Origin of the sequence: Kitasatospora sp. NPDC056800, from assembly GCF_042789775.1 — a bacterium.
In the GTDB taxonomy this organism is placed as follows: domain Bacteria; phylum Actinomycetota; class Actinomycetes; order Streptomycetales; family Streptomycetaceae; genus Kitasatospora.
The window spans coordinates 42,464-53,087 of the sequence record NZ_JBHUAL010000035.1; the positions used below are offsets into that span (position 1 = coordinate 42,464).

Below are 10,624 nucleotides of genomic sequence, written 5' to 3' on the forward strand. Positions count from 1 at the left end.
CGGCGCGCCGGGCGGGGTGCCGGCCGGCCGCGCGGGGGAGTCGGGAAGGAGCGTGCGGAGGAGGTCTCAGCCCGCCCGGTGGCGGTGGCAGGACTGGTCGTGCGGGGGCGCGATCAGGGAGGCGGCGATCGCCTTGTTCACGGCGTCGATCCGGGAGACCGCGCCCAGCTTGGCGAAGACGTTGCGCAGATGGCGCTTGACGGTGGCTTCGGTGATCGTCAGCCGGGTGGAGATCTGGCCGTTGCTCAGCGCCTGCGCGACCAGCTCCAGGATCTCCAGCTCCCGGGCGGACAGCACGTTCTCGGTGATGCCCTGCATCCGGGCCAGGCTGTCCCGGGAGACGGCCAGGACCATCCGGTCCGAGCCGCGGTGGACGCTGCGGACCGCCGCGAGCAGCTCGTCGCCGCACACGCTCTTCAACAGGTAGCCCCGGATGCCGGCGTTGATGAGCCGTCGGAGCAACTGGGGGCCGTCGTACATGGACAGCATGATGATCTGCGAGGACGGCGAGAGCGCCCGCATCCTGGTGACGGTGTCGGTGGGCTCGCCGTCGGGGAGTTCGACGTCCAGCAGGACGACGTCCGGCCGGTGCCGGGCGACCTGGGCGATGGCGTCGCCGCTGTTGGCGGCCTCGCTCACCACCACCATGTCGTCCTGCGACTCCAGGATCTCGCGCACCCCCTCGCGGACCAGCGCGTGGTCGTCGACCAGGGCGACGCGGGTGGTGGCGGACGCGGGGTCAGCAGCTACGGCGTCGCGCGGGTTCATCGAGGAGCCGTCCTTTGAGAGGTACCGAGAGATCCACCCTGGTGCCGTTGTCCGGACGGCCGTTGACCAGCAGTCGGCCGCCGAGCAGTTCGGCCCGCTCGCGCATCGAGGACAGGCCGACGCCGGCGTCGGCCGGCCGCTCCTGCGGCAGCCCGCAGCCGTCGTCCTCGACGGTGGCGCGGAGTTCGTTGGGGGTGATCTCGACGTTCACCAGCAGCACCGTGGCCCGGGCGTGGCGCAGGGAGTTGCGGACGCCCTCGCGGAGGATCAGGAACACCTCGTCGAGCACCTCCGGCGGAGCCCAGGCCTCGTCCCCGTTCACCCGGAGCCGGGCGGCCACGCCGTCGGGGCCCAGCGACTCCAGGTCGTTGAGCAGGGCCTTCTCCAGGCTCTTCAACGGCTGGCGGGTGTGCAGGTCGGAGGTGACCGCGCGCAGGTGGTGCATCGACTCCTGGATGGCCTGCTGGGCGGTGGCCAGCTTGACACTCGCCCGGTCCGGCTGCTTGTCCAGGTAGAGGGTGTAGAGCTCCAGCTGGCGGTGGGTCACGCTCATGCCGTGCCCGATCCGGTCGTGGAGCTCGCGGGCGATCCGGCGCCGCTCGTCGAGCTGCGCCTCGTGGATCTTGTCGACGAGTAACCCGGTGTACGCGGCCACCGACTCGCGGATCCGCAGGGCGACACCGCGCTCCAGTGCGAGGGTGATCAGGGTGAGGGTGTCGACTTGTCTCGATCCGGGCGGAAGGTGGCTGAATATCGTCGACAGCGCCGCGTGGAAGAAGGCCGAGGAGGCCTGGACGGATTCCCGGGGGTGGACCCCGTCCGCCGCGCGTGTCGCGCCGACGTCCCAGGCCAGCAGCTTGCACGTCTGGTCGACCTCGACCTGCCCCACGCGCAGGCTGGTGACCACGTCGGCGACGATCTGGCGGGCGGTGGCCAGGGCCTGGTCCAGTGAGGCCGGGCTCTGCGCGATGGCGTTGCCGGCCGCCCGGAGCGAGGCCTCGTAGGCCTCGACTATCTCGGGCGTGCGTTGTTCGATCAGGTCCGCCACCTGTTGGCGAGTCGTCAAGGCTGCCTTCTCCAAACCGGTCACGTGCCGGCCCCCGTGTCGCCTTGGCCAAGCGGGGTCAAGATACCAGAACGCCGTGCGAATTCGAGGGCGTGAAGATGGCCTCCGGGAGCCCCCCTCGCCGGTCGAGCGTGTTCGAATCTTCAACTAGTTCAAAGGCGTGGCCGGAATGCCGGGACCGGTGACAAAGGGGGGGTCGGCCGCGCCGTGAAGAAGTGGACGGCGGAGGTGGCCGGAAGTCGTCCCGTCGCGTCGGCCGCCACCCGGCCGGGCGCGGGCGGAGGGACCGCCGGTGGTACCGGGGCCGGAGCGGAGTGGCCCGGGGGTGGAGTGTCCACTACTCCCTTCGATACCCCCCGCTCATCCCTCCGGCGCGGATGGGCCGACAGCGCCGGCGAGACCGTTGTCCGGGACTACGGCGGCTCTCTAGCGTGACGTTCACAGGACGTCCGCAATCGACCGGTACTTCCTGCATGTCCGCAACAAGAGCATCACTTCGTGCATGTCCGCAACAAGACCAGTACTTCCCGCATGTTCGCAACAAGAAACAGTTGTGAGGAACCAGACCGTGAAGGCTGACCGGCTGCCCCGGCGCTACCAGGCGTTCGTCCCGATGACCCTGCCCGACCGCACCTGGCCGGACCGGACCCCCACGGCGGCGCCGCGCTGGCTCTCCACGGACCTGCGGGACGGGAACCAGGCACTGGCCCGCCCGATGACGCCGGCCCGCAAGCTCGCCATGTTCGACCTCCTGGTGGCGATGGGCTACCGGGAGATCGAGGTCGGCTTCCCGGTCGCCAGCCAGGACGAGTACGACTTCGTCAGGATGCTGATCGAGCAGGACCGGATACCCGAGGACGTCCGCGTCTCGGTGCTGGTGCCGGCCCGCGACGAGCTGATCGAACGGACCGTGGAGAGCCTGCGCGGCGCCCGCGCCGCCACCGTCCACGTGTACAACGCGACCGCGCCGCTCTTCCGCGACCTCGTCCTCGGGATCGGCCGGCCGGAGTGCGTCGACCTCGCCCTGCGTGGCACCCGGTCGATGATGCGGCACACCGAGCGGCTGCTGGGCGACTGCGAGGTCGGCTACCAGTACTCCCCGGAGCTGTTCAACGAGACCGAGCCGGAGTTCGCCGTCGAGGTCTGCGAGGCGGTGATGGACCTCTGGGAGCCCGGCCCGGGCCGCGAGATCGTGCTGAACTTCCCGGCCACGGTCGAGCGTTCGATGCCGCACGTGTTCGCCGACCAGATCGAGTGGCTGGACCGCACCCTCTCCCGCCCCGAGCATCGCTGCCTGTCGATCCACCCGCACAACGACCGGGGCACCGGGGTGGCCGCCACCGAACTGGCCCTGCTGGCCGGGGCGAAGCGGGTCGAGGGCTGCCTGTTCGGCGGCGGGGAGCGGGCCGGCAACGTCTGCCTGGTCACCCTCGGCCTCAACATGCTGACCCAGGGCGTCGACCCGGGCATCGACTTCTCCGACATCGACCGGGTGCGCCGCACCGTCGAGCACTGCTCCGGACTGCCGGTCTCCCCCCGCCACCCCTACGGCGGCGAACTGGTCCACACCGCCTTCTCCGGCACGCACCAGGACGCCATCAGGAAGGGCTTCGCCGCCCTGGAGGCCGAGGCCGCCGCCGCCGGCGAGAGCCCGCGCGACCGCGCCTGGCGGATGCCGTACCTGCCGATCGACCCGCAGGACCTCGGCCTCGGCTACGAGGCGGTGGTCCGGGTGAACAGCCAGTCCGGCAAGGGCGGCGTCGCCCACGTCATGAGCGCCCGGCACGGCCTGGACCTGCCGCGCGGGCTGCAGATCGAGTTCGCCCGCACCGTGCAGGCGGTCGCCGAGGCCACCGGCGCCGAGGTCGCGCCGGACCGGATCGGCCGGCTCTTCGAGCGGGAGTACCGGTCCACCGCGGACGAGACCAAGCCGCTGGCCGTGCGCCACGCGCCGGTCCCCACCGAGCTGTTCGTCGACGGGGCCGGCCCCGCCAGCGCGGACGGCACGGTCCGCGCGGAGGAGGTGCGCAGCCTCCGCGCGACCCTGGCGCCCTGGGGCGTCGAGGTCCGGGACGTCCGGCACACCGGCCCCGAGGGCAAGTCCGCGGACCCGGGGCGGGAGGCCGCCGTCTACGCCCGCTGCGCCTTCCCCGACGGGCCGGCCTGGGGCTTCGGCCGGGGCCCGGGCCTGCACGCCGCCGCCTTCTCCGCGATCCGGGCCGCCGCCGCCCGGGCCGGCCAGGGCCCGGCCGAACCGGACCCGCCCGCACCGGAGCCGGCCCGGGCCCAGGGCGCCGCCCCGCTCCCCGCCGAGCGCCGCTGAGCCCGAACACCAGCTGGGCCCACCACAGACCCACCGACGGGGCACCACCGGGAGCCCCGGAGCAGCACCGAGCACCACCCAGCACCACCCGAGCACCGCTGAGTCCCACGCAGCCGGTTCCCCCACCCACACCCGCACGTACGCACGAGAGAAAGTCTGAGCAATGATGCTGGTCGAACGCGATGAGCACCTGGCCTTCCTGGCCGGTCTGCTGACCGAGGCGGTCGGGGGCAGGGGACGGATCGCCGTGGTGAGCGGCCCGGCGGCCACCGGAACGAGCGCCCTGCTGGACGAGTTCGTCGAGCAGGCGGCCGGGGCGGGCGTCCTGCCGCTGACGGCGGTGGGGTCGGCCGCCGAGACCGGCCTGCCGCTCGGCGTGCTGGGCCAGCTGCTGCGCGGCGCCCCGGTGCCGGCCGAGCAGCGGGCCGCCGTCCGCGAACTGCTCGCGGCCGGCCCGGACCGGCGGGAGCCGGCCGCCCGGGAACTGAGCGCCCTGCTGCTCGACCTGGCCGAACGGCAGCCGCTCGCCCTGGTGGTGGACGACGTCCAGCACGCCGACCCGGACTCGCTGGCCTGCCTCTCCCACCTGACCCGCCGGCTCGGCCGCTCCCGGATCATGGCCGTCCTCGGCCGGACCGGCCGGGCCGCCCACCGCACCGCCGAGTTCCACCAGGAGCTGCTGCGCCGCCCCGGCTGCCACAGCCTGGTCCTGCCCCTGCTCACCCCCGACGGTGTGGAGCGGCTGGTCGCCGAGCGCCTGGGCCGGGAGGCCGCCGACCGGCTCGCCGCCGACTGCCACCGGATCAGCGGCGGCAACCCGCTGCTGCTCACCGCCCTGCTCGACGGGCAGCTCGCGGCGGTGCGGGCCGGCACCGACGATGGCGGGCTGGCCGTCGCCGACGGCTACGGGCAGGCGGTGCGCGACCTGCTGCACCGGAGCGCCCCCGGGCTGCTCCCGCTCGTCCAGGCGCTCGCCGTGCTCGGCGCCCCGGACGGGGTCGGCCGGCTGCTCGGCGTGGACGGCGCGGAGGCGGCGCGCGGCCTGCGCGAGCTGGCGGACTGCGGCCTGCTGGCCCCCGACGGCTTCCGCCACCCGGCCGCCCGGGCCGCCGTGCTGCTCGACACCGGCTCCGAGCGCAGGGCCGAACTGCACGGCAGGGCCGCCGGACTGCTGCACGCGGGCGGGGGCGCCGCGGCCGCGACGGCCGAGCACCTGCTCGCCTCCGGGCGGGTCGAGGAGGCCTGGACCGTCCCCGTACTGGAGGAGGCCGCCACGCTGGCGCTGGCCGAGGGCCGGGTCGGCCAGGCCGTCGAGTACCTGCGGCTGGCCTGCCGGGTCTGCGCGGACGGGCCCCGGCTGGCCCGGATCAGGACGGCCCTGGTCCGCGCCGAGTGGCGGATCAACCCGGGCGCCCCGACCCCGCACCTCACCGAGCTCACCACCGCCCTGCACCGCGGCCACCTGCGCCCCAGCGACGGCCTGGTGCTCGCCAAGGCCCTGCTGTGGCACGGCCGTTTCGAGGAGGCCAGGGACGTGCTGTCCAGGCTCGGCCTGGAGAGCGGCCCGCACGACCCGGAGACCGCGGCCGAGCTGCGGACCACCCGGCCGTGGCTGCGCTGCTGGTACGCGCCGCTGCTGGCGCACGTGCCGTCCGCCGAGGAGGAGCCGGACCCGCGCCCGGCGCCGTCCACCGCGGTCAGCTGGCGGCTGGAGGCGGCCACCGCGCTGGACTCGGTGCTCAGCCGCGGCCCGTCCGAGCAGGCGGTCGCCGAGGCCGAGCGGATCCTGCGCACCTCCCGGCTGGACGAGACGGGCATGGACACCGTCGAGTCGGCGCTGCTCGCGCTGACCTACGGCGACCGGGCCGACCGGGCCGCGCCCTGGTGCGACGGCCTGATCGCGGAGGCGGCCGCCCGCCAGTCCCCGGGGCGCCAGGCCCGGTTGGCGACCATCCGGGCCGAGATCGCCGTACGGCAGGGCGACCTGCCCGGCGCCGAGCGGTACGCCCGGGAGGCGCTGGAGATCATCCCGGCCGGCAGCTGGGGGGTGGCGGTCGGCGGCGCGCTGGCCAGCCTGCTGACCGCGCTGACCGCGATGGGCCGCCACGACGAGGCCGCCGACCAGCTCAACCTGCCCGTCCCGGAGGCGATGCTGCAGAGCCGCTACGGCCTCCACTACCTCCAGGCCCGCGGCCGGTACCAGCTGGCCACCGGCCACCTGAACGCCGCGCTCGGCGACTTCCTCGCCTGCGGCGAGCTGATGCGCCAGTGGGGGCTGGACGTGCCCGGCCTGGTCGGCTGGCGCGGCGAGGCCGCCGAGGCGATGCTCCAGCTGGGCGACCGCGACGGGGCCCGGCGCCTGCTGGAGGAGCAGCTCGCGATGGTCGACCAGTGCGCGCCGCGGGCGCGGGGCGTGGCGATGCGCCAGCTCGCCGCCACCGGCGACCTGCGCCAGCGCCCGGCCCTGCTGCGCAAGGCCGCGGACGTGCTCCAGGAGGCCGGCGACCGGTACGAGCTGGCCCGGGCGCTCGCCGACCTGGCCAGGACCTACCACGACCTGGGCGAGCTGCGCCGGGCCAGGCTCACCGCCCGCCGCGCCTGGATGCTGGCCGAGGAGTGCCAGGCCCAGCCGCTCACCCGGCTGCTGGGCGTGGAGTTCGGCTGGAGCAGCGGCGGCGACCAGTCGGCCCGGGAGAGCGCCCCGGCGGTGTCCGACGCGGTGCTCAGCGACGCCGAGTGCCGGGTCGCCGAGCTGGCCGCGCACGGCTACACCAACCGGGAGATCGCCAAGCGGCTGTACGTGACGGTCAGCACCGTGGAGCAGCACCTGACCCGCGCCTACCGGAAGCTGCGGGTCAGCTCCCGGGTCGACCTGCCCACGGCGATGGGCGCGCTGACCCGGGCCGGCTGAGCCCCGGCCGAGCCCCCGGCGGGCCCCTGGTCGAGCCCCGGCGGGGCCGGGCAGGGGGCCCCGCCGGGACAGGGGGCCCTAAGGGGCGGACCGGGGTGTTCGAGCGGGTCCGCCCCTGCTGGAATGCGTCTGTCAGTCGTCCATGGCCGGAATTTTCCAGAAAGGGGGGCGACATGGCGCTGACCTTGTCAGAGAAGGACGTGCCACCGCTCGCTGAACAGGACGGGGCATTGCCCCGGATCATCGGCATCGCCACCGCGAACCCGCCGGACTCCTATGCGCAGAGCGATATCCTCGACATATTCGGGATAACCGACCAGCGCATTCGGTCGCTTTTCATGAACAGCGCGATCGACCGCCGTTTCCTCATTCTCCCGCCGGAGGGGCCGGACGGCGGGCGCCGGATGGAGACCCAGGGCGAACTGCTCCGCAAGCACCGGGCGTCGGGCGTGGAGACGGGCGCGCGGGCGGTGCGCGAGTGCGTGGCCCGCACCGGCCTCGACCTCTCCGAGATCGGCTACATCTGCTGCGTCACCACCACCGGTCTGCTCACCCCCGGGCTCTCCGCCCACCTGATCAAGGAACTGGGCCTCGACGTCCGGACCAGCCGGCTCGACGTGGTCGGCATGGGCTGCAACGCCGGGCTCAACGGCCTGACCGCGGTGGCCGGTTGGGCCGCCGCCAACCCCGGGCGGCCGGCCCTGATGGTCTGCGTCGAGACCTGCTCGGCGGCCTACGTCTTCGACGGCACCATGCGCACCGCGGTGGTCAACAGCCTGTTCGGCGACGGCGCCGCGGCGGTGATCCTGATGGCCGACCCGGACGGCCAGCTGGACCGCCCGGAGAGCGGCGTGCGGGCCGAGGGCCCGACCGTCCTCAAGTTCTCCAGCCGCATCATCCCCGAGGCCGTCGACGCGATGCGCTACGACTGGGACGACGACCAGGGCAAGTTCAGCTTCTTCCTGGACCGCGACGTGCCGTACGTGGTCGGCGCGCACGCCGAACTCGTCGTCGACAGGCTGCTGGAGGACACCGGCCTGCGGCGCAGCGACATCGCCCACTGGATCGTCCACTCCGGCGGCAAGAAGGTCATCGACTCGGTCCAGATCAACCTCGGACTGACCCGGCACGACGTCCGGCACACCACCGGGGTGCTGCGGGACTACGGGAACCTCTCCAGCGGCTCGTTCCTGTTCTCCTACGAGCGGCTGATGGCCGAGGGTCAGGTCCGGCCCGGCGACCTCGGGGTCTTCATGACGATGGGCCCCGGATCGACCATCGAGACGGCCCTCGTCCGGTACTGACCGGAATGCACCAGACACAGCCCGCACCTTCCGAAAGAGGAATTCCCATGTCCGTCAGCGAACTGCTTCCCGAACGCACCGGGTCGGCCGGGCGCCACGTCCTGATCGACTGCTCCGCGCCGCTGACCGAGCAGCTGATCGGCCAGGTCGTCGAGGTCTGCGACGAGCTGGAGGACGCCGACCGGGCGACCTTCGCCGTGCTGCACGTCGAGGGGACGGCCGGCGTCCGCGAGCAGGCCTGGCCCGGCGAGGTCGGCATCCACCTGGTCAACAAGTGGGAGCGCGCGCTGCGCCGCCTGGAGCGCGTCCCGGCCGGCGTCCTCGCCGTCGCGGCCGGCGAGTGCGCGGGCCCGGCGCTGGACCTGCTGCTGGCCGCCGACCACCGGATCGCCACGGCGGACACCCGGCTGAGCCCGGCGGTCACCGCCGGCCGGCTGTGGCCCGGCATGGCCGTCCACCGCCTGGTCCAGCAGCTGGGCGTCGCCCGCGCCCGCCGCCTGGTGCTGTTCGGCACCGAGGTCACCGCGGCGGAGGGCGCCGAGCTGGGCCTGTTCGACCGGGTCGTCGAGGACCGCGCGGGCGTCGCCGCCGCCGTCGAGAGCGCCGGCGCGCTGCTCGGCGGGCTGGTCGGCGGCGAACTGGCGATCCGCCGCCGGCTGCTGCTGGACGCCACCACCACCAGCTTCGAGGAGTCGCTCGGCGCCCACCTGGCGGCCTGCGACCGGACGCTCCGCAACCAGTCCGCCGACCGGGCCTGACCCGTCCGGCGCCCGACCGTCCCGTGCCCGGGCCGGCCGGCGCCCGACCCGACCCGTACCCGACCCACCGAGGGAAACAGCTGTCATGACCGTCCCAGTCTTCACCCTGGACACCGCGCGCAGCGTGGACACCGCCCCGGAGGCCAGGCTGTCCCGGCAGCGCTTCCTGCGGGAGCACGTCGCAGAGGTCTACGGTGCGCTCACCGAGGAGCGCACCGTCCACCTGCGACTGGACGAGCTGCTGCGCCGGGCCGGGGAACGCCACCCCGGCCTGGTGCCCGGCGAGGCGCAGCTGGCCGCCGAGCACGGGCTGCGACAGGCCGACAAGGAGGGCCTGGAGATCGACCAGGGCATCTTCCTCCAGGCCGTCCTCGCCCACCCCGAGTGCGGCCGGCACCTGATCGACGCGATGCTGCGCCCCACCGAGCGGGCGCTGGCCCTGCTCCCCGAGTTCAGCCGCACCGGCAGCGCCGACCTCGGCGTGGTCCGGATCGAGCGCCGCGACGGCACCGCCCACGTGACCGTCCACAACGACCACTGCCTGAACGCCGAGACCAACGCCCATGTCGAGGACATGGAGACCGCGGTGGACCTCGTCCTGCTCGACCCGGCCACCGAGGTCGGCGTCCTGCGCGGCGGCGAGATGACCCACCGGCGCTACCTCGGCCGCCGGGTGTTCAGCGCCGGGATCAACCTCACCGAGCTGCACGAGGGCACCATCTCGTACGCGGACTTCCTGATGCGCCGCGAGATCGGCTACATCAGCAAGATCTACCGCGGCCTGCTGGTCGACGACGACCGCGCGTGGCCGCAGCGCACGCTGGAGAAGCCCTGGGTGGCCGCCGTGGACACCTTCGCGATCGGCGGCGGGGCGCAGCTGCTGATGGTCTTCGACCACGTGATCGCCGCCGCCGACAGCTACTTCAGCCTGCCCGCCGCCCAGGAGGGCATCGTCCCCGGCCTCGGCAACCTGCGCCTCACCCGGCTCGCCGGCGGCCGGGTCTCCCGCCAGGTCATCCTCGGCGGGCGCAAGATCTGGGCCCGCGAGCCCGACGCCGCCGCGCTGTTCGACGAGGTGGTCGAGCCCAGGGCCATGGACGCGGCCGTGGAGGCCGCCGCCGCCCGGCTGGCCAGCCCCGCGGTGGTCGCCAACCGGCACATGCTCCACCACGCCGAGGAGCCCGTCGAGACCTTCCGCCACTACCTCGCCGAGTTCGCCCTCCAGCAGGCCCTGCGGCTGTACGGGCTGGACGTGATCGCCAAGGTCGGCGCGTCGTGGACCCGCCGCCCGGCGAAGGACGCCTGATGCGCCCGGTCGAGGCGATGCTGGAGATCCTCCGGGCCGAGGGCGTCACCACCGTCTTCGGCAACCCCGGCACCAGCGAACTGCCCTTCACCGACGCGCTCAGCGCGGCCGGGGACATCGACTACGTGCTCGGCGCCCACGAGGGCTCGGTGGTCGCCATGGCGGACGGCTACGCCCGGGCCACCGGC

Annotated in this window: 8 protein-coding genes; 6 read left to right on the plus strand and 2 right to left on the minus strand. The window is 74.0% G+C overall.

Going from position 1 to position 10,624, the window contains the following annotated elements:
• Window positions 1-66: 66 nt before the first annotated feature.
• Complete coding sequence (locus ACFRQN_RS10985; protein ID WP_049659142.1) at window positions 67-768, minus strand: response regulator transcription factor; 702 nt, start codon at window positions 766-768, stop codon at window positions 67-69.
• Window positions 740-1,834 (minus strand): sensor histidine kinase, encoded by a 1,095-nt coding sequence (locus tag ACFRQN_RS10990; protein WP_158077755.1) that lies wholly within the window; start codon window positions 1,832-1,834, stop codon window positions 740-742. The genes ACFRQN_RS10985 and ACFRQN_RS10990 overlap by 29 nt, the downstream gene beginning before the upstream one ends.
• A 502-nt stretch (window positions 1,835-2,336) precedes the next feature.
• Here ACFRQN_RS10990 and ACFRQN_RS10995 point away from each other — a divergent pair.
• From ACFRQN_RS10995 to ACFRQN_RS11020, 6 genes are all read left to right on the plus strand, one after another.
• Window positions 2,337-4,157, plus strand: coding sequence for a 2-isopropylmalate synthase (locus ACFRQN_RS10995; protein ID WP_380739807.1), 1,821 nt, complete (start codon window positions 2,337-2,339; stop codon window positions 4,155-4,157).
• A gap of 163 nt (window positions 4,158-4,320) precedes the next feature.
• Window positions 4,321-7,068 carry an AAA family ATPase gene (locus ACFRQN_RS11000; protein ID WP_380739809.1) on the plus strand — a complete coding sequence of 916 codons (2,748 nt, stop codon included), beginning with the start codon at window positions 4,321-4,323 and terminating at the stop codon, window positions 7,066-7,068.
• Between the two features lie 173 nt (window positions 7,069-7,241).
• Window positions 7,242-8,372, plus strand: a complete 1,131-nt coding sequence (gene dpgA / locus ACFRQN_RS11005; RefSeq protein WP_380739811.1) for a 3,5-dihydroxyphenylacetyl-CoA synthase DpgA — start codon at window positions 7,242-7,244, stop codon at window positions 8,370-8,372.
• 47 nt (window positions 8,373-8,419) lie between these two features.
• On the plus strand, window positions 8,420-9,130 hold the full coding sequence (gene dpgB, locus ACFRQN_RS11010) for an enoyl-CoA-hydratase DpgB (protein ID WP_049658312.1): 711 nt from the start codon (window positions 8,420-8,422) through the stop codon (window positions 9,128-9,130).
• A gap of 85 nt (window positions 9,131-9,215) precedes the next feature.
• Window positions 9,216-10,436, plus strand: coding sequence for a (3,5-dihydroxyphenyl)acetyl-CoA 1,2-dioxygenase DpgC (dpgC, locus tag ACFRQN_RS11015; RefSeq protein ID WP_053112401.1), 1,221 nt, complete (start codon window positions 9,216-9,218; stop codon window positions 10,434-10,436).
• Window positions 10,436-10,624 (plus strand): thiamine pyrophosphate-binding protein (locus ACFRQN_RS11020; protein WP_380739814.1); only part of this gene is annotated, 189 nt, incomplete at its 3' end. The genes dpgC and ACFRQN_RS11020, both read left to right, overlap by 1 nt.